Here is a 17,864-nt window from a genome sequence, read left to right as displayed (position 1 = left end):
CAACAGAAGGAACCGTTCAATGCGACCTTGACAAGGCCCGGATCATACAAATCGACAAAGGCCTCATGGCTGATGTCCGGCCGCCGGCGCAGCAGGGCGATGCACTTGAACATGGCTGTCTTTCTCCCTTTTTCCTAAGTGCTGGCCGGAGAAGCGCTGTCCCCTGCCAAGCCTGCGATCAGGGCGCGATCCAGTGACCGCCGTTGACGTCCAGCGTCGCGCCGGTGACGACGCGGGAAAAATCGGAAATCATCATCAGCACGGCGCGGGCGCAATCGTCTTCCGGCGGAATGATGCCGATCGGTATGTCGCGAGTGATGCCGGCGATTACATCCTCCCGCTTCAGTCCGGCATCGACCTGCGCCTGGATATGTCCTTCCACCGGCTCGCCGTGAATCCAGCCCATGCGGCAGGTGTTGACGCGAATGCCGAAGCGGCCAAGGTCGGTGGCCATATATTTGCTCAAAGTGTTGAGCGCGCCCTTGGCGACGGCATAGCCCATTTCCATCCCATGTTCGCCGCCGAAGGGACGGACCGTCGCCATGGTCGACACGTTCACCACCGCGCCGCCGTCGCGCAGATAGGGGGTGCAGGCGCGTGTCAGGCGCAATGCGCCCAGGCAATTGACGTCGAACGCCTTCGCCATGTCCGCCGCATCGCTATTTTCGATGAAGCTCCAGTCGCCATGATAATAAGCGCTGTTGATCAGGCCGTGGACGCGCCCGCCAAATTCGGCCGCTGCCCGTTCGGCCAGAGCCTTGCACTGCGCTTCGTCGGACACGTCGCAGGGAATGGCGACCGCCTTTCCGCCCTTCGCCACGATGTCGCCGCGCACTTCCTCCAGAAAGGACTGGTTGCGGGCGGCGAGTATGACGGACGCCCCTTCGGCGGCCGCAATGCGCGCCAGCGCCTGGCCCATGCCGGGACCCACGCCGCTGACGATGACGACCTTGTTCTGAAGCAGCATAGCCTATCTCCTCTCCATTCCATCGCGCCGCAGCCTGCGGGCCGCGCCCCGTTCCTTCGCCGCACGATTTTCATTGCTGGCGGACCCGCCTATCCACGAATCCTCGATATGCACGATAGGGCGCAGGGAAATATTACGCAATATCGAAGGGAAAGCGGATCATATCACGCCATTTGCGCAGGCATGCTTTCCAGAAATTCCCTTATCCGCTCGTCCGAAATGCCGATGCCCCGCCCGCAGAAGGAGATGGCGTCGCGGAGCAGCCGGTCATGATCCTCGTCATAGGGGATAGCGCTTTGCTCATGGCAATGGGCCATCATGATCATGGTGCTCACATGCTCAAGGAAGGCCGATGCATTGGTGACGGACATGGGTTCGCCGGTGATGCTTCCTTCCTCCCGCGCCGCGGCGAGGGCGCGCTCCAGGCCCGCGCGGGACAGGCGCATCGCCCGCCTGTAGACCAGCCGGGCATAGCCCCCGTCACCCGCCAGGCTGCCGACGACCATGCGCATCCCGTCCGCATTGCCCGCCCCTTGGCCCCGCAGCGCATGTTCGAGCATGCGGCGGATGCTGTCGAGCAGCCCGAAGGTGCTCGGCTCCGGCAGGGGCGCGGTGCGGAATGCCGCATCCTGATCGGCAATGACTTCGCGCAGGACGGCGCGGTAAATTGCCGTCTTGTTACTGAAATGGCGGAATATCAGTGCTTCGGACACGCCAGCGGCTTGCGCGATCTGCTGCGTCCGCGCGCCCTCCAGCCCATAACGGGCGAAAACGGTGCGCGCGGCTGCGATAATGGAGGCTCGGCGGTCGGAACTTGATAGACGGGGGGTGGGCATTGACCGATCGACACTCCTGAAGCCAGCGATGGAAGGTCTTCAAGCCGCCTGCCAAGGTCCTGACCGGCAGAGCTTTACCCATAGCTGGGGGAGGAAACAAGCGGCCGCCCCGTCCGAAGCTTCACTCCGGCGCGGGCTGGATGTCGCCGGGGCCCCAATAGGCCTTGAGGCTGGTGATCCGCCCTTGCGCATCGAAGGTGCAGATATCGAGCGACCGGATGAGCAGGCGCGGCCCTTCCGGCGGCTGAAAGGTGACGTCGAAGACCAGCGCGGCCGCATTGGAATGCGACCCCCGGATCGGCGCGACGGGCGTGATCCGTGTCTGAAAGGCGATCGTGTCGCTGAACCAGGCGGCGATCTCCTCGCCCTGCTTGACGGGGCTTCCCACCGGATCTTCAATGATGGCGTCCGGCGCGAAGAGGCTGAGCAGCCCTTTCAGATCGCCGTCATTGATCCGTTGGACATAGGCCTCCAGCCCGGCGCGCATCACCGATTGCGGCGGGACGCCTTCGCCCTGCGGCTTGCCGCCGGGCAGCTCCCGATCTTGTTCGAATGGCAATTTCACCTCCCGCGCTTCGCCGCATTCGTGCAATCGGCTTGCATTATACACCCTTGTTTGCGTAGATGGGCGGGATTATTTCTGCTCGATCCTGTTGGTCGAGGGGGTGGCGTCTTGCCGCCCTTCATGCTAATTTGCCGCTGATTGCGAGAGGTTTTCTTTATGGCAAAATCGTCAGACTATCGTCTGGGAGAGTTCGATTTCCCCCGTGGCTGGTTCATGGTCGGCGAAAGCGCCGAGGCGACCACCACGCCCACCGCCATGCGGTATTTCGGGCAGGATCTGGTCATGTATCGCGGTGAAAGCGGGCAGGTCTATGTGACGGAGGCCTACTGCCCCCATATGGGCGCCCACCTGGCCAAGAACACGACGTCCTACATCGTCCGCGACGGCGAGCAGGTACAGGGCGATTCGATCCGCTGCCCCTTCCATGGCTGGCAGTTCGGGCCGGACGGCAACTGCAAGAACATTCCCTATTCCGATTTCGTGCCCAAGGCTGCCAAGCTCAAGACCTTCCCGGTGATCGAGCGCGCGGGCACCATCTGGATGTGGCATGATCCCGAAGGGCTGGAGCCGAACTTCGACCTGCCCGACTTTGGCGGCCATTGGGATGCGCCGGGCTGGGTCCGCTGGAAAATCGACTTCATGGGTGACCTGGACATTCACCCGATCGAGGTGGTCGACAACATGGCCGACTATGGCCATTTCGTCCCTATCCATGGCGCGAAGGACTTCGTCTACTTCGCGAACGAGTTCAAGGATCACATCGTCCACCAATATTATGCCGCCGGGCACCGCACGCTGGTACAGAACCCGGAAGACGTGCTGACCCTGGACACCTGGTATACCGGGCCGTCCATCCTCCAGTCGGAAATGGAAGGGACGTTCAACAGCTTCATCCTGATCACCCATACGCCGATCGAAGATGGCAAGATCCGCGTGTGGCACGGCCTGATGGTGCAGGTGAATGACGGATCGGCCCCGATCACTGACGAACTGCGCGCTGCCGCCCTTGAATACCAGGAGGGCAGCCGCCTCGCCTTCGCGCAGGATGTCGAGATCTGGCAGAACAAGAAGGCCTGCATCAACCCGCTGGTGATCCCGAATGACGGGCCCTATGGCAAGGTGCGGACCTGGTACAAGCAGTTCTACAGTCCGCGCGACAAGACGCCCGATATGCACAAGCGGACCAACGGCATGCATGTGACGCTCGACAAGCGTTCGTCCAGCGCTGCGGCCTGATCAACAGGGGATGACTATGGAGAGGAGTGAACGTCCGGTGGCGATCGTCACCGGCGCCAGCCGGGGCGCGGGCCGTGGGATCGCGGCAGCGCTGGGACAACAGGGCTATCGTGTCTATGTGACGGGCCGCACCGTGCGCGAAGGCGACGCGGCGCTGCCCGGCACGATCGGCGCGACCGCTGCCCAGATCGACGCGGCGGGCGGCGAAGGCCGCGCCGTTCAGGTGGATCATGCCGACAGTGGCGCGATCGCGGCCCTGTTCGAACGGGTGGCGGATGAGAGCGGGCGGCTGGACATTCTGGTCAACAACGTCGCCGCGCTGCACGATGATCTGGTGAAGCCGGGTCCATTCTGGGAAAAATCCACGGGTCTCGTCGATATTCTGGATGTAGGCCTGCGGTCCCATTATCTCGCCAGCTGGCACGCCGCGCGCATGATGGTGCCAGCGGGCAGCGGGCTGATCGCCTTCACCTCGTCCTTCGGATCGGTCTGCTACATGCACGGAGCGGCCTATGGTGCGCAGAAGGCGGGCGTGGATAAATTCGCTGCGGACATGGGCGTCGATTTCCGGGGCACTGGCGTTACCGCCATCTCGCTCTGGATGGGCCCGCTGCTGACCGAGCGCAGCACCCGCACGCTGGCCGAGCATCCCGAACAATATGAAAAGTTCATGGCGGAAGCGGAAACGCCCGAATTCAACGGGCGGGTCATCGCCGCTATCCATAACGATCCCAAGCGCGACGAACTGAACGGTCAGACGCTGATCACTGCCGAGATCGCGCAGCGCTATGGCATCACCGAGGCGGAAGGGCGCGTGCCGCCATCCTATCGCGCAATGCTGGGCGAACCGCGCATCCCGCACCCGGCGATCGTGGCATAAGGGATCAGGCCGCTTAGGGTCGCATGGCGATCCCTCGCGGCCGATTTACAATCGCGCAGGATGAAGCGTTTCGGACTGCCTTCGATCCGTCAGGTTCCAGGGGGCATGACTCCTGTCTTGCGCGGCGCGGCGGAAAGGGCGATGGCGCGGCGCATTACGGTCAAAGAAAGGACAGCAGGTGAGCGAGACAGGTCGGGGCAAGGTCGCCATAGTCACGGGCGGAACGCGGGGCATTGGCGCTGCGATCGTGCGCCGCTTGCTGGCGGAAGGCTATGCCGTGGCCACCTGCGGCCGGACGCCGCCCGAACAGCCGGTCGGCATTGACGGCAAGCAGGCTGAATTCGACGCCTGCGACATTCGCGATCCCGCCGCCGTCGCCGTCTGGATAGAAGCGCTGGCCGCGCGCCAGGGGCGCATCGACCTTGTCGTTAACAATGCCGGCGGCTCTCCGCAGGCGGACGCGGCGACCGCCAGCCCGCGCTTTTCGGAACGCATCCTGCAACTGAACCTGCTCGCGCCGCTGCATGTGTCGCAGGCGGCCTATCCGCACCTGAAAGCGGCGGGCGGCTCCATCGTCAACATCGCCAGCGTGTCGGCGGTGCGCCCTTCGCCCGACACCGCCATTTACGGTGCTGCCAAGGCCGGGCTCGTCAGCCTGACCACCAGCCTGGCGCAGGAATGGGGGCCCGAGGTGCGCGTCAACGCGATCATCGTCGGCCTGATCGAAACCGAGACCGCCGAAATGACCTATGGCAGCGCCGCCGCGCAGGATCGTATCGCCGCATCGTTGCCGCTGGGCCGCATGGGGCGGGGCAGCGACATTGCGGAGGCGGTCAACTTCCTCGCCTCCCCAGCCGCCGCCTATATCAGCGGCGCTAAGCTGGAAGTGCATGGCGGCGGCGAACGCCCGCTGTTCCTGGAAATCGTGAAGCAGGAAAGCGCGAAGGGCTGAGCCTCAGGCGCCGCCGCACGAGGCTGGAAAACCTCGTGCGGCGGCGCAAGTTCAAATCGTGTCGCGCGCTCCCAGGTCACGGGGATAGTGGACTGACGCGCGCCAGAACAGCAACCCTCCCGCGACCGTCAGCAGGCTCATGATGAGCAGGCTGATGCGCAGCGATTCCCCGCCGAGCCGGGCGGTGAGCAGGTCGCTGACGAACCCGCTGAGCGAAGGGCCGATCATGCTGCCGATGATGTTGATGATGACGACCAGCATCGCGGTCGCCTGCGCCCGTTGAGAAGGGGCCACCAGGCGGGCGGCAGCGCTGAAGGACGGACCTGCCCAGCAGGCCGCGAGGAACCCGCCCAGCACCGTCATCAAGGCTACGCCGGGGATATGGAGCCCGCCCAGCGCGATCCCCGCTCCCCGCGGCATGGTGAACATGAAGATGTTCTGCGGGAAGGAAAGCAGGAAGGCGATGGCGGGCAGGCGCAGCTGCCAATGTTCGCCGCGCCGCCGCAGCCGGTCGACCATGGCTCCACTCGCGATGCTTCCCGTGATGCCCCCGATCGCCGAGCCAACGCCCAGCCATGCGCCAGCCTCGACCACGCTCATGCCGTGGGAACGCATGAAATAGGCGGGCATCCACACCGCGCCCGCATAGCCGAATATGTTGAAGGTGCCGACGCCAAGCGCAACCAGGCGCAGTGACTTGATGTTCCAGAACATGCGGACGGAAGTCCAGAATCCGGGGCCGTCGCGCCCAGTGCCCGGCCTCAATTCATGCGGCCTTCGGCGCGGGCCGGTGAACCAGATCAGCAGGGCGAGCGGGAATCCCGGCAGCGCCAATATCAGGAAGGCGGCGCGCCAGCCCCACTGCGCCGCGATCGCCGCGCCGCCCAGCAGCCCCAGGATCAGCCCGAAATAGGTGCCCGAAGCCAGCACGCCCATGGCCGCCGACCTGCGATCCTCGCCATAGAGGCTGGCCAGCACGGACTGGGACGGCGGCAGCCCGCCCGCTTCGCCGATGCCGACCACGAAGCGCGCGAGCGCCAGTTGCACGGCATTGCCTGCCGCGCCGCACGCAGCCGTCGCAGCGCTCCACAAGGTTGCCGCCAGCGCCAGCACGCCGCGCCGCGACCAGCGGTCGGCCAGGCGGGCGAAGGGCATGGAACAGAGGACATAGCTGACGATGAAACCCGGCCCGCCGATCAGCCCCAGCAGCGAATCGCTGATCCCGAACTCCGCCTTGATCGCCGGGATCAGGATGGAAAACAGGTGCCGGTCGGCATAGCTCAATGAATTCAGCAGCAACAGCAGCAGCAGGACGTACAGGCGGTATGGCGGCCGTTCCGCCGGTTTTGAACCCTGCGGCGCGGATGTTTCCGTCATTTCGCTGATACCCATGACTATCCCTCTCCCGCGTGCGGGATCATGCCTGGAGGATCATGTCGGTGGCTTTTTCCGCGACCATCATCGTGGGCACGTTGGTATTACCGCCCGGCACGCGCGGCATGACGGAGGCATCGACCACCCGCAACCCGGACAGGCCGCGCACCCGCAACTGGGGATCGACCACCGCCAGCGGATCATGCCCCATGCGGCACGTGCCCACGGCGTGGATGTCGGAAATGGCGGTGGCGCGCAGATAGGCGTCCAGCTCATCATCCGACCGGATGTTCGCTCCGGGGGCCAGTTCCTCGCCCCGGAACGGGTCGAACGGGCTTTGCGCGAAGATGTCGCGCACCGCGCGGATCGCCGCCCTGCCCATCGCCATGTCATTGGCGGTCGACAGGATGTTGGGATCGATGGACAGCGGCGCGCTGGCGTCCGCCCCGGTCAGCTTCACCTCGCCAACGCTTTCCGGCCGCAGCAGGTCGATATGGGCGAAATAGCCATGCTCCATGATCAGCTTGCGGCCCATGGCTTCGTACAGCGCCATGGCGAAATGCACCTTCACATCCGGCGTTTCCGCGCCCGGCATGGTTTTCAGATAAGCGCCGATCTCGGCGGGCGGCTGGGCCAGCGGCCCCCGGCGGAACAGCGCGAAATTGGCGACGGCCTTCGCCGCGACGAGCGGGTGGAATACGTTGAACAGCGATACCGGCTGGGTGCAATATTGCTTCACCGTCACCGCGACATGATCGCGGTAATTCTGGCCGACGCCGGGCAGGTGATGGACGACCGGAACGCCCGTCTGGCGCAGATGGTCGCCGTCGCCGATGCCGGACAGCATCAATATCCAGGGCGAATGGATCGTTCCGGCGGAAATGATGACCTCCCGCGTGGCGCGCGCCTGTTCGGCCTGATCGCCGCGCCGCCACGCAACGCCTGTGGCGCGCCCGTCCTCCACGATCACCCGCTCGACATTCGCGCCGGTGACGATGCGCAGGTTCGGCCGCTTGAGGGCGGGCTTCAGATAGGCGCGGGCGGCGCTGAACCGCCGTCCCGCCGATGCGGTGACGTCGGCCGGGAACACGCCCTCGCGCACCGATCCGCTGGGGTCGTCATTATAGGGAACGCCCGCCGCGACGGCGGCGTCGCGGAACGCCTTCGCCAGCGGGTTGGCGATGCCGGGACGAGTGACCATCACCGGCCCCTCGCGGCCATGATAGCCTTCCTCGCCGCCCGGCTGGAAATTTTCCAGCTTCTTGAAATAGGGGAGCACATCCTCATAGCTCCACCCTTCATTGCCCAGCTGCCGCCAGCCGTCATAGTCGGCGGCCGCGCCACGGTCATAGACCATGCCGTTGATGGACGACGACCCGCCCAGCACCTTGCCGCGCGGCGTATACATCTGCCGCCCGTCGGCATGGGCCTGCGGCACGCTGACATGCATCCACTGGAACATGCCGCGATACATGATGGGCAGCAGGCCGCCGGGCGCGTGGATGAAGATGCTGCGGTCCCGCCCGCCTGCTTCGATCAGGAGGACGCGGTTGCGCGGATCGGCCGACAGCCGTCCGGCCAGCACGCAACCGGCCGATCCCGCGCCCACGATGATGAAGTCATATTGGTCAGCCATAATCTCTCCCGCCCCGCACTGGTTTCGCGGACGACGCACGTGCGCGGTCCATCGCCGGAAGTGCCAGCGCCGATCTTTGCGGAAGGAGTCGGGCAATCGGCTACGCAGGTCAAGCCTTCATATGCGGTCAGGCCGTGCCAAGGCGAAGATGAAAGCCGTTTTGATCATCTTCCCTTGTTGACCGCGGGCCATTCCGTGCTACCCTCCGCCCAACGACAATGAATGTCCGCCGCGGGCGTTTGACGGCTTTTGCCACTGCCGCGCGGGACAGAAGAAAGCAGGAGACGTCGATGCTAGCCGACAGCGTTGCCGAAGCGCGGTACGATCCCTTCGCCATTTACGACCCGGATATTCTGATCGCGTCCGACCCGGTCGAAATCGATGCGCCCGCGATGGTCGTGTGGAACATCCTGACTGACATGCCGCGCTACGGGGAATGGAACCCCTTTTGCGTATGGGCGCAATCGACGCTGGAGATGGGCGCGCCGGTCTATATGCGGCTGGTGAACTATGCCAATCCGGGGTCGCTGTCCCCCAATTGCGAGCATATTTGCGCCTTCGAGCCGGGGCGGCTGCTTTCCTGGGAATTGCTGGACAGCGAAGCCTGGCCCTATCCCGCGCGCCGCGACCAGATGATCGAGGAACTGGGCCCGGAAAAGTGCCGCTACCAGTCGACCGATGCCTTCACCGGGCCGAACGGCATCCATGTGATGCGCTTCTGCGGTCCCTGGGTGACGCGGGCGTTCAACGACTCGGCGCGGGCGCTCAAGGCCAGGGCCGAAGCGATGCACCGGGGCGAGATTACATGATCCCGCGCTGCTGATGCCTCATCAGGGGGAGAGGACATCCTCCTCTTCCTCCGTCACTGCGCCGCCCAGCATGCTCTGCCGGTAACGCAGCGGAGTCATGCCGGTGACTCGCCTGAATGCGCGCGCGAAACTGTTGGGATGAGCGAATCCCAGCCGCGCGGCGATGATCTTGATCGGCAAGTCGGGCTGGGAAAGCAGCGTCTGCGCACGGTTCATGCGGAAATTTTCGACATAGTCCGCGACGTTGCTGCCGGTCAGCGCGTGGAACTGGCGATGCAGATGGCGGACACTGATGCCGCACAGCGCCGCCAGTTCGGATATGGAGGGCGACAGGTCGCTTTCCATCAACCGCTCGCGGATGCGGCGATATTGCCATGACGCCAGCCTGCCGCCGGTGGAGGCATGGACCTGCCGGTCGAACAGCCGCCGCAGCTCCACCGCCACCAGCATATGGAGCGCCTCCATCGCTTCGGGGGACCGCGCTTCGGACGTCGTCAGTTCGCGCGCGGCAAGCCGCATCATCGTGCGCAGCGCATCGTTCCTGATGTCCAGCAGCCCTTGCAGCACCTGCACGGGCGGAACGCCGCCGCTGCCCAGGATCGATGCGGCAAGCTGGCCCGAAAAAATGGCGCGCAGCACGCGGATATGACCGCCCTGGCCGCGTCCATGCACCATTACGCCGGGATAGCGGATGAACAGCGTCCCCATGAAGCAGCGATTGCCGCGATCGATGTCCGGGAATTCGGCTGACGCATCGGTGGCGAGCGGGGGCAGGGACATTTCCAGCATCAGGCTGGGCTCGCTGACCATGAAGTCGATCAGGTCGGGCCATTGCCATTCGACCAGTTCGAACCGCCCGCCGCTCAGGGACGCCGAATGAATGATGGTGGGCGTGAAGTCCATGATCCTGTCCCGTCCGATAGTGGCCGAAGATGATTATTCTGTCCAGGCGGGTTCATCCGATCGGGTGGGCCGATGGCGGCCGCGCTGGTAAAGCGGTTGCAAGCGAGAGGAGAGAATGTCCGATGAGAGTAGTCGCCAATCTACAGGTCTGCCAAGGCCATGCGCGATGTGAGGACTTGTGTCCTGAAATATTCTCCACAGATGCGGTCGAAGGCAAGGTAGTCATAGAACATCCTGAATTCGGGCCGGAACTGGAAGAAAAGGTGCGCTTGGCCGTTCGCAACTGCCCGGAAGGGGCGTTGCGTATCGCGAAAGGCGGCGCAGCATGACTTTGCAATGGTCTCCCTCTCCGCCTGATCATGTTCCGGCCGAACTGATCGTCGATTTCGACTTCTTTCAGGCGCCCGAAGGGCTGAACGATCCCGTCCAGATCTGGCATGATCTGGTCCGCCGGGGCGTGCCGCCCATCTTCTACACGCCGCGCAATGGCGGCCATTGGGTGTTCCTGAAATATAGCGACATTGTCGAAGGCTATCGCAATCACGAGATATTTTCGACCTATCAGACGCCGATTCCCCCGATCGAACCCTTTCCGGTGATGCAGCCGCAGGGCGTCGATCCGCCGGAACATAATGTCTTCCGCAAGTTGCTGGCGCCGATGTTCACGCCGCTGGCCGTGCGCCGGATGACCGAAGGATTGCAGCACCGCGCCCAGACGATGATCTCGTCCTTCGCGGACAAGGGCGGCTGCGACTTCATCGCGGACTATGCTTCGCGTTTCCCTACCGGCACCTTCCTTGACCTGTTCGGCCTGCCCGAAGAAAGGCTGCCGGAATTTCTGGCGCTGTCGGAAGTCTTCTTCCGCAGCACCGACCCGGATGCGCGGGCGCAGAATCTCAACGACATCTATGCCGTGCTGGAAGAACTGTTCCGCGAAAAGGATCGCAATCCGGGCAGCGACATCGCGTCGGCCATCGTCACCGCGCGCGATGAGAATGGCCAGCAGCATCCCTGGCAGGACATCCTCAATTGCGGTTTCCTGCTGTTCGTCGCCGGGCTGGACACGGTCACCAACACCATGGCCTATGTGTGGCGCTATCTGGCGAGCACGCCGCAGGCGCGGGCGGAGTTTCGCGACCGCCTGGATGATCCAACCGCCTTCCAGCTCGCCATCGAGGAGTTGATGCGGATCAACGCCGTGTCGAACATCTACCGGCGCGTTACCCATGATTGCGAATATAAGGGCATACAGTTCCGGCGGAACGACCGCGTGATCCTGTCCAACACGCTGGCCAACCGCGACCCGTCGGTCTTTGAGGACCCGCAGACGATCAACCTTGACCGTCAGGTGAACAATCATGTGACCTTCGGCGTAGGCCCGCACCGCTGCATGGGGTCGCACCTCGCCAAGCGGGAGATCATGATCTCGCTCCAGGAATGGCTGCGGCAGATCCCCGATTTCGAACTGGCGGAGGATCAGGAGCAAGGCTCCATCTTCGGTGGCTCGGTGATGGGCTTCACCTCCCTGAAGCTGCGCTGGTAGGCTGGCGTCCTGAGCCTGTCGAAGGGCCTCTATTCCCTCAAGGGGAAAAAAGGGAGGCGTCGACAGGCTCAGCCCGAACGGCCGGATGATTTCGGTCGATGGCGAGCGGCTAACAGCGCTTCTGCCCCGCCAGCGCATCTTCATTACGCCAAAGGTGGCAGCCATTGGCGGACGGCGCTTTTCAGCAGCTTGCCGTTCGCATTGCGGGGCAGCGGTCCTTCCACGACATAGATGTGGTCGGGCACCTTATAGTCGGACAACCGCGCCGCGCAGAAGCTGCGCAGATCCTCGCCCTGAACCTCGCCGCGCGCGACCACGAAGGCTCCCACACGCTCCCCCAGCACGGGGCACGGCCGCCCGATCACCACTGCCTCGGCCACGTCCTCATGCGCCATCAGCGTATTTTCGATCTCGACCGAATAGATTTTGAAGCCGCCCCGGTTGATCATGTCCTTCTTGCGGTCGAGCAGGCGGATATAGCCCTGCTCGTCCATCGTCGCGATATCGCCTGATTTCCAAAAGCCGCCGATCAGCGCCTTCGCGCTTTCCTCCGGCTTGTTCCAGTAGCGCGGCACCGTCATCGCGCCGCCGATCCAGATTTCGCCCTGTTCGCCGGGTGCGACCTGCCGCCCTTCATCGTCCATGATGACGATGTCGCAATAGGGCAGGGCGCGGCCGACCTTGTCCGGGTGCGCCGCGCATTCGCCCAGCGGCATCATCACCGCCGGAGAGGTCGTCTCGGTCGCGCCATAGATGTTGACGAGGGTCAGGCGCGGAAGCTGCTCCGCCAGCGCCGCGATCGTCGATTCCGCCATGGGCGCTCCGCCGAAAGCGCCGATCCGCCAGCTCGATAGGCCAGCATTGGCGAACCCCGGCTCCATCAGGCACAGCTTGTACATGGCCGGGACCATGATGGCGTAGCTCATCCGCTCCCTCTCGGCCAGGTCCAGGAAGGCGCATGCCTTGAATCCCCGCTGCATCACCAGCTTTCCCGCCACCCTGATGCTGAGCATCAGCAGCAGCAGGATGCCGGTGACATGCGAAGCCGGGACGGACAGGATCATCACTTCGCCATCGCGCAGCGTCAGGTGATCCTGCGACCCGATGCAGGACGTGATGACGCCCAGATGGGTGAGCACCGCGCCCTTGGGCTGGCCCGTGGTGCCCGACGTATAGAGGATGCAGAAGGGATCGTCTTCGCCCACGGCCGAACGGACGGTGGCAGGATCGGGCGCTGCACCGGCCTCCCACAAGGGGCGTTCGGCTTCATAGGTCAGCCAGTGACGCACATGGGCCAGCGCCTCCCGCTGCGGCAGTTCGTCGGTCAGCGATTCTTCGTAGATGATCGCCGCCGCCCCGCTGTCCTCCAGCGCGTAGGCGGTTTCCGGCGGGCGCTGGCGTATGTTCATGGGAACGCCGATGATGCCCAGCCGCGCCATCGCCAGCAGCAAGGTCATGTAATCGGCGCGATTGTCCATCAATATGGCCATCCGGTCGCCGCTGCGCAGCCCCAGCGCCGTCAGCCGCGCCGCGCAGCCGGTGACCCGCGCCGCAAGCTTCCTGTAGCTCCAGCGCTCCTCCCCATCGACCAGCGCAATCGCGTCCGGCGCGCGGGCCAGAGCCTGCGCGAACATATGGGCAATGTCCGCTGGCCTGTCGGCGTGGCAAGCGACGACCCGGCCATGATGCACCTCCCGGCGCAGCGTGCGCCCGGACATGGCTTTGTCCATCCATCCTCTCCCGCATATGCCCGCAAGGGGCCGGAAACCCGCGCATTCTCCATCTGGCGCGCTTTTGATTCAGCTTGCATTGTGGGTTCGGCCTTGGCAAGCGCCATGGCTGGAGGAGGAAGTCGGTGGCCCAAATCCATGATAATCGCTGCGGCGTGATGGCCCAGAGCCTCACGCTATTCGTAGGAGAAGGCGTGCTTCCCTACGAAAATGGCGGCCGCTACAGCCCTCATGGTCCCCTCATGAACCTCATTCGCCAACAGGAGCATTGATGAAGACCCGGATCACGGACATTACCGGCACCCGCTACCCGATCGTTCAGGGGGGCATGCAGTGGGTCGGCCGCGCCGAACTCGCTTCGGCGGTGTCCAATGCTGGCGCCCTTGGCATCCTGACCGCGCTGACCCAGCCCACGCCCGAAGCGCTGATGGCGGAGATCGAGCGCTGCCGCACGATGACGGACAAGCCGTTCGGCGTGAACCTCACCATCCTGCCCACCACCCAGCCCGTGCCCTATGACGCCTATGTCGAGGTGATCGCCGAATCCGGCGTCAAGCTGGTGGAGACCGCTGGCCGCAGCCCGGCGGAGTTCATCGCCCGCTTCAAGCAGGCCGGGGTCAGGATCATCCACAAATGCACCGCCGTCCGCCACGCCCTTTCGGCGCAGCGCGCGGGGGTGGACGCCGTGTCGATCGACGGGTTCGAAGCGGCGGGCCATCCGGGCGAGGACGATATTCCGGGCATGGTGCTGATCCCGGCGGCCGCCCGTGCGCTCGACATACCCATATTGGCGGCGGGCGGCATGGCGACGGGCCGGTCGATGGCGGCGGCGCTTGCGCTGGGCGCGGAAGGCGTCACCATGGGCACCCGCTTCATGCTGACGCGCGAATCGCCGGTCCATGACGGGATCAAGCAGGCGCTGATCCAGGGAACGGAGCGTGACACGACGCTTATCTTCCGCGCCTTGCGCAACACCGCCCGCGTGTTCCGCAATTCCGTGTCGCAGGAGGTCAACAGCCGCGAAAGCCAGCCCGGCGCCACGTTCGAGGATATCCGCGAACTGGTTTCAGGGGCACGGGGCCGCGTTGCGATGGAAAGCGGGGATGTCGAAGCCGGTCTGGTGTGGGCAGGCATGGGCATCGGCCTGATGGACGACATTCCCACCTGCGCCCAACTGGTCGATCGCATCGTCGCGGAGTGCCGGGAGTCGCTGGCGCGTGCTTCGGCCCTGACGGCGGAGGGCGAATGACATGAGCTACAATACGATCCGCTATGAGGTGGAGGATGATGGGCTGCTGCTGCTGACGCTGGCGCGGCCCGACAAGCTGAACGCCTTCACCGTCGAAATGTGCGAGGAACTGGTGGACGCCTATGGCCGCGCCAGCCGCGACGATGCGGTGCGCGTCATCGTCGTCACGGGAGAGGGACGCGCCTTCTGCGCGGGCATGGACCTGTCGGTCGGCGGCAATGTGTTCGGACTGGACGAAAGCCTGACTCCGACGATGGAGGATGTGCGCGACCGGGGCGATGATCCCGCGATCCTGAACGGCGTGCGCGACACGGGCGGCCGGGTGGCCATAGCGATGTATGATTGCCTGAAACCCATCGTCGGCGCGGTCAACGGCGCGGCGGTCGGCATCGGGTCCACCATGCTGCTGCCGATGGATTTCCGATTCGCTTCGGAAAAGGCGCGCTTCGGCTTCGTCTTCGGGCGGCTGGGCATCACGATGGAGGCCTGTTCCTCCTTCTTCCTACCGCGCATCGTCGGCTTGGAACAGGCGCTGGAATGGGCCTATCGCGCCGACATATTCGACGCCGCCGAAGCACATGAGAAGGGGCTGGTCCGAGCAGTCTGCCCGCCCGAAACACTGCTGGACGAGGCAAAGGCGTTCGCGCGTTCACTGGTGAAGGACCGTTCGCCCGTGTCGATCGCCCTCATCCGCCAGATGCTGAACCGCAACAGCGCCGCGCCGACGCCCCTGGACGCGCATCTCACGGAATCCCTCGCCGTCTTCTACACCAGCCAGGCGGACGGGCGGGAAGGCGTGCGCGCGTTCAACGAGAAGCGGCCCGCGCAATTCACTGGCAAGGCGTCGGAGATGCCGCCTTTCTTCCCCTGGTGGGATCAGCGCTGACTTTCCGGGAGGGACGGGCATGAGGATCGACCGCCGCACGATGATCGCCGCGTCCGGCGCTGCCATAATCTTGCCAGCGCCGCTTTTCGCGCGGGCGGGGGGCGAGCGGGCGCGGGGCGGGGCGCAGGCTCTGCCCGAAACCGAAAGCGTGATGCGCGGCTTCGTGGAGCGGGGCACCGTCCCCGGCGCAATCATCGCGTGGCGCGACCGGGACGGCCCGATCCGCTACCGGTCCGCTGGCGCGCTGGGCTTCGCCAATCCTGCTCCCGTCGATGAACGATCGATCTTCCGCATCTTTTCCCAGACGAAGCCTGTCACCGGCATCGCGGCGATGATGCTGGTGGAGCAGGGAGTGATCAGCCTCGACCAGCCGCTCGCCGACATCCTGCCCGCCTTTGCGAATATGCGCGTGATGGAGGGGGGCGATCCTGCGAAAACGCGCCCCGCGGCCCGCCCCATCACCATACGCCATCTGCTGACGCACACGGCCGGGTTCGGCATGGCGGGCATGACGCTCAGTACGCTTTACGCCGAGCATGGCGTCACGCCCAGCCCCTTGCGGAGCGCGTCTGCGCCGGGGACTCCGCCAGCAGCCGCGACGCTTGTGGAAATGGCGGACCGGCTTGCCACCCTGCCGCTCGCAGCCGACCCCGGCACCAGGTTCGACTACAGTGTGGCGCTGGACCTGATGGGCCTCGTCATCCAGCAGGCATCGGGCATGCCGTTCGACACCTTTCTGGAACAGCGGCTGTTCAAGCCGCTCGGCATGGTGGATACCGGCTTTTCGATCGCGCCGGACAAGGTCAGGCGCTTCGCCGATCTGCCCGAGCGTAAGGACGGCAAATGGACGCTGGCCGACGATCCTGCCCGCAGCAGCTATGCCCGCCCCCTCTATCCATTGGGTGGCGGCGGCCTGCTGTCCACGGCGCATGATTATGCCCGCTTCGCCGCCATGCTGCTGAACGAAGGCGAACTGGATGGCGTGCGCCTGCTCAAGCCGGAAACGGTGCGCCTTGCCCGGTCGAACCTGCTGCCCCCGGCCGTGAAGATGGTGCAGCTGCCGCTTGGTCAGACCTTGTCCGGCGCAGGCTTTGGCGCTGGCATGTCCGTGTCCTTGACCGGCGGGCACCGGACGGGTGGCATGTTCGATTGGCCGGGGGAGGTTCCGGCGGGCGTGTTCGGCTGGCCGGGAGCGGCTGGCACCGCCTGCTGGATGGACCCTTCGCGCGGCTTCTTCCTTCTGTATCTCACCCAATATTGGCCGTCCTCGCTGAATGGCGAGATGCGGCCGGACATTATCGCAGCGGCCTATCGCGACCTGAAAAGGGGCGATCTGGGCTAGGAACTGAAAAAGGCGGAGGATCACATATGGCAGCGGATTTCACCCCCCGGCTGGGTTTGCCCGGCACTGGAGTCATCATCACCGGCGGCGCATCGGGCATCGGCCTCGCCACCGCGCATGCGCTTGCCGCTGTCGGACGGCCGGTTGCGCTGTGGGACATCAATGCGGAAGGAGCCGCCGCCGCCGCGCGTGAAATCGCCGCACGCTATTCCGTCGCCGCAACCGGCCTTTCCGTCGATCTGCGCAATTCGCAGGCGGTTACGCCCGCCGCCATTGCTTCCCGTGAAGCACTCGGCAGCGTGGGCGGCATCGTGCACGGCGCCGGGACGAGCGAGATTACGGGGATCGACGGCGTGACCCCTGACAATTGGGATGCGGGCCTCGCGCTCCACGCCCGCGCGCTGGTGCTGATCACCCAGGCCTTTCGGGAGGACCTGCGCGCCAATCCGGGGAGCGCAATCGTTGCCATCGCTTCCATCAACGCCACCCTGGGCAACGCACTGATCCCGATCTACAGCGCGGCCAAGGGCGCGATCATCTCGCTGGTGCGGTCGATGGCGGACGAGCTTGCCAATGATGGCGTGCGGATCAACAGCATCAGCCCAGGCATGATCGACACCCCGATCATGGCGGAAACCAAGGCGGCGCTGCCCGGCCATTTCGAAAGGCACATCATGCTGGGCCGCTACGGCGCGCCGGAGGAACTGGGCCGCGTCATCCGCTTCCTGCTGTCGGAAGAGGCAAGCTACATTACCGGCGCCGACATATTGGTCGACGGCGGCAACATACATTCCCAAAGGCTGTAAGCGCGGCGCTTTGAAGCGCCACCTCCAGAATATACGTGTCACGCATTGCGCAGCAGGAACTGTCCTGATCTGCGCATTTTGCATTCCCCTACGGCAATGGCCCCTGCGGCGCGCAAGTAAGTTTATACCCACTTATTCGTAATCGATTCC

Annotated in this window: 17 protein-coding genes; 10 read left to right on the top strand and 7 right to left on the bottom strand. The window is 64.7% G+C overall.

What is annotated here, in order from left to right:
- Nucleotides 1–178 precede the first annotated feature (178 nt).
- The 3 genes from ET21_RS0105040 to ET21_RS0105030 form a co-directional block, all read right to left on the bottom strand.
- Nucleotides 179–967 carry an SDR family oxidoreductase gene (locus ET21_RS0105040; protein WP_030538824.1) on the bottom strand — a complete coding sequence of 263 codons (789 nt, stop codon included), beginning with the start codon at nucleotides 965–967 and terminating at the stop codon, nucleotides 179–181.
- A gap of 164 nt (nucleotides 968–1,131) precedes the next feature.
- Entirely contained in the window at nucleotides 1,132–1,803 is a 672-nt protein-coding gene (locus ET21_RS26450; RefSeq protein ID WP_030538823.1) for a TetR/AcrR family transcriptional regulator, read from the bottom strand.
- A gap of 121 nt (nucleotides 1,804–1,924) precedes the next feature.
- Entirely contained in the window at nucleotides 1,925–2,362 is a 438-nt protein-coding gene (locus ET21_RS0105030; protein WP_223308011.1) for a nuclear transport factor 2 family protein, read from the bottom strand.
- Nucleotides 2,363–2,524: 162 nt separating this feature from the next.
- Between ET21_RS0105030 and ET21_RS0105025 the strand changes: the two genes are divergently transcribed.
- The 3 genes from ET21_RS0105025 to ET21_RS0105015 all read left to right on the top strand — a co-directional run bounded on the left by ET21_RS0105025 (nucleotide 2,525) and on the right by ET21_RS0105015 (nucleotide 5,436).
- Nucleotides 2,525–3,604 carry a Rieske 2Fe-2S domain-containing protein gene (locus ET21_RS0105025; protein WP_030538821.1) on the top strand — a complete coding sequence of 360 codons (1,080 nt, stop codon included), beginning with the start codon at nucleotides 2,525–2,527 and terminating at the stop codon, nucleotides 3,602–3,604.
- 16 nt (nucleotides 3,605–3,620) lie between these two features.
- Complete coding sequence (locus ET21_RS0105020) at nucleotides 3,621–4,484, top strand: SDR family NAD(P)-dependent oxidoreductase (RefSeq protein ID WP_037470264.1); 864 nt, start codon at nucleotides 3,621–3,623, stop codon at nucleotides 4,482–4,484.
- A 178-nt stretch (nucleotides 4,485–4,662) separates the two neighbouring features.
- On the top strand, nucleotides 4,663–5,436 hold the full coding sequence (locus ET21_RS0105015) for an SDR family oxidoreductase (protein ID WP_030538819.1): 774 nt from the start codon (nucleotides 4,663–4,665) through the stop codon (nucleotides 5,434–5,436).
- Nucleotides 5,437–5,487: 51 nt separating this feature from the next.
- On the opposite strand, the gene ET21_RS0105010 is transcribed toward ET21_RS0105015, so the two are convergent.
- Both ET21_RS0105010 and ET21_RS0105005 read right to left on the bottom strand, forming a co-directional pair.
- Nucleotides 5,488–6,828 (bottom strand): MFS transporter, encoded by a 1,341-nt coding sequence (locus ET21_RS0105010; protein WP_051768019.1) that lies wholly within the window; start codon nucleotides 6,826–6,828, stop codon nucleotides 5,488–5,490.
- 25 nt (nucleotides 6,829–6,853) lie between these two features.
- Nucleotides 6,854–8,446 (bottom strand): GMC family oxidoreductase, encoded by a 1,593-nt coding sequence (locus tag ET21_RS0105005; protein WP_030538817.1) that lies wholly within the window; start codon nucleotides 8,444–8,446, stop codon nucleotides 6,854–6,856.
- Nucleotides 8,447–8,736: 290 nt separating this feature from the next.
- Between ET21_RS0105005 and ET21_RS0105000 the strand changes: the two genes are divergently transcribed.
- Nucleotides 8,737–9,255 carry an SRPBCC domain-containing protein gene (locus ET21_RS0105000; protein WP_021239343.1) on the top strand — a complete coding sequence of 173 codons (519 nt, stop codon included), beginning with the start codon at nucleotides 8,737–8,739 and terminating at the stop codon, nucleotides 9,253–9,255.
- A 21-nt stretch (nucleotides 9,256–9,276) separates the two neighbouring features.
- Here the strand turns inward: ET21_RS0105000 and ET21_RS26445 are convergent, their stop codons facing one another.
- Complete coding sequence (locus ET21_RS26445) at nucleotides 9,277–10,158, bottom strand: AraC family transcriptional regulator (protein ID WP_051768017.1); 882 nt, start codon at nucleotides 10,156–10,158, stop codon at nucleotides 9,277–9,279.
- Nucleotides 10,159–10,280: 122 nt separating this feature from the next.
- Here ET21_RS26445 and ET21_RS26960 point away from each other — a divergent pair, with 122 nt between their 5' ends.
- Together ET21_RS26960 and ET21_RS0104985 are read left to right on the top strand one after the other, a co-directional pair.
- Nucleotides 10,281–10,487 (top strand): ferredoxin, encoded by a 207-nt coding sequence (locus ET21_RS26960; protein ID WP_081856602.1) that lies wholly within the window; start codon nucleotides 10,281–10,283, stop codon nucleotides 10,485–10,487.
- Nucleotides 10,484–11,701, top strand: coding sequence for a cytochrome P450 (locus ET21_RS0104985; protein WP_021239346.1), 1,218 nt, complete (start codon nucleotides 10,484–10,486; stop codon nucleotides 11,699–11,701). Before ET21_RS26960 ends, ET21_RS0104985 begins: the two co-directional genes overlap by 4 nt.
- A 143-nt stretch (nucleotides 11,702–11,844) precedes the next feature.
- On the opposite strand, the gene ET21_RS0104980 is transcribed toward ET21_RS0104985, so the two are convergent.
- Nucleotides 11,845–13,431: a class I adenylate-forming enzyme family protein gene (locus tag ET21_RS0104980; RefSeq protein WP_030538814.1), complete on the bottom strand. Its 1,587-nt coding sequence runs from the start codon at nucleotides 13,429–13,431 to the stop codon at nucleotides 11,845–11,847.
- A 271-nt stretch (nucleotides 13,432–13,702) separates the two neighbouring features.
- Between ET21_RS0104980 and ET21_RS0104970 the strand changes: the two genes are divergently transcribed.
- Genes ET21_RS0104970 through ET21_RS0104955 form a run of 4 tightly spaced genes read left to right on the top strand, consistent with a single transcriptional unit; the run spans nucleotide 13,703 to nucleotide 17,714 of the window.
- A complete protein-coding gene (locus ET21_RS0104970) occupies nucleotides 13,703–14,680 on the top strand; it encodes a nitronate monooxygenase family protein (RefSeq protein ID WP_030538813.1) in 978 nt (325 codons plus the stop codon).
- A 1-nt stretch (nucleotide 14,681) separates the two neighbouring features.
- Nucleotides 14,682–15,566 (top strand): crotonase/enoyl-CoA hydratase family protein, encoded by an 885-nt coding sequence (locus tag ET21_RS0104965; protein ID WP_030538812.1) that lies wholly within the window; start codon nucleotides 14,682–14,684, stop codon nucleotides 15,564–15,566.
- A gap of 19 nt (nucleotides 15,567–15,585) precedes the next feature.
- Complete coding sequence (locus ET21_RS0104960; protein ID WP_051768016.1) at nucleotides 15,586–16,908, top strand: serine hydrolase; 1,323 nt, start codon at nucleotides 15,586–15,588, stop codon at nucleotides 16,906–16,908.
- 26 nt (nucleotides 16,909–16,934) lie between these two features.
- Complete coding sequence (locus ET21_RS0104955; protein WP_021239352.1) at nucleotides 16,935–17,714, top strand: SDR family NAD(P)-dependent oxidoreductase; 780 nt, start codon at nucleotides 16,935–16,937, stop codon at nucleotides 17,712–17,714.
- Nucleotides 17,715–17,864 lie beyond the last annotated feature (150 nt).

The organism is Sphingobium sp. DC-2, from assembly GCF_000722555.1.
GTDB classification, from domain to species: domain Bacteria; phylum Pseudomonadota; class Alphaproteobacteria; order Sphingomonadales; family Sphingomonadaceae; genus Sphingobium; species Sphingobium quisquiliarum.
The sequence above is the reverse complement of the archived record's forward strand: the minus strand, read 5'-3'. Positions and strand labels throughout refer to the sequence as shown.

Excerpts from the sequence above, each read along its gene's own strand:
- ET21_RS26960 (WP_081856602.1), top strand. The coding sequence starts at position 10,281 with ATGAGAGTAGTCGCCAATCTACAGGTCTGCCAAGGCCATGCGCGATGT.
- ET21_RS0104955 (WP_021239352.1), top strand. The coding sequence starts at position 16,935 with ATGGCAGCGGATTTCACCCCCCGGCTGGGTTTGCCCGGCACTGGAGTC.
- ET21_RS0104965 (WP_030538812.1), top strand. The coding sequence starts at position 14,682 with ATGAGCTACAATACGATCCGCTATGAGGTGGAGGATGATGGGCTGCTG.
- ET21_RS0105040 (WP_030538824.1), bottom strand. The coding sequence starts at position 967 with ATGCTGCTTCAGAACAAGGTCGTCATCGTCAGCGGCGTGGGTCCCGGC.
- ET21_RS26450 (WP_030538823.1), bottom strand. The coding sequence starts at position 1,803 with ATGCCCACCCCCCGTCTATCAAGTTCCGACCGCCGAGCCTCCATTATC.
- ET21_RS0104970 (WP_030538813.1), top strand. The coding sequence starts at position 13,703 with ATGAAGACCCGGATCACGGACATTACCGGCACCCGCTACCCGATCGTT.
- ET21_RS26445 (WP_051768017.1), bottom strand. The coding sequence starts at position 10,158 with ATGGACTTCACGCCCACCATCATTCATTCGGCGTCCCTGAGCGGCGGG.
- ET21_RS0104985 (WP_021239346.1), top strand. The coding sequence starts at position 10,484 with ATGACTTTGCAATGGTCTCCCTCTCCGCCTGATCATGTTCCGGCCGAA.
- ET21_RS0105000 (WP_021239343.1), top strand. The coding sequence starts at position 8,737 with ATGCTAGCCGACAGCGTTGCCGAAGCGCGGTACGATCCCTTCGCCATT.
- ET21_RS0104960 (WP_051768016.1), top strand. The coding sequence starts at position 15,586 with ATGAGGATCGACCGCCGCACGATGATCGCCGCGTCCGGCGCTGCCATA.
- ET21_RS0105025 (WP_030538821.1), top strand. The coding sequence starts at position 2,525 with ATGGCAAAATCGTCAGACTATCGTCTGGGAGAGTTCGATTTCCCCCGT.
- ET21_RS0105005 (WP_030538817.1), bottom strand. The coding sequence starts at position 8,446 with ATGGCTGACCAATATGACTTCATCATCGTGGGCGCGGGATCGGCCGGT.
- ET21_RS0105020 (WP_037470264.1), top strand. The coding sequence starts at position 3,621 with ATGGAGAGGAGTGAACGTCCGGTGGCGATCGTCACCGGCGCCAGCCGG.
- ET21_RS0104980 (WP_030538814.1), bottom strand. The coding sequence starts at position 13,431 with ATGGACAAAGCCATGTCCGGGCGCACGCTGCGCCGGGAGGTGCATCAT.
- ET21_RS0105010 (WP_051768019.1), bottom strand. The coding sequence starts at position 6,828 with ATGGGTATCAGCGAAATGACGGAAACATCCGCGCCGCAGGGTTCAAAA.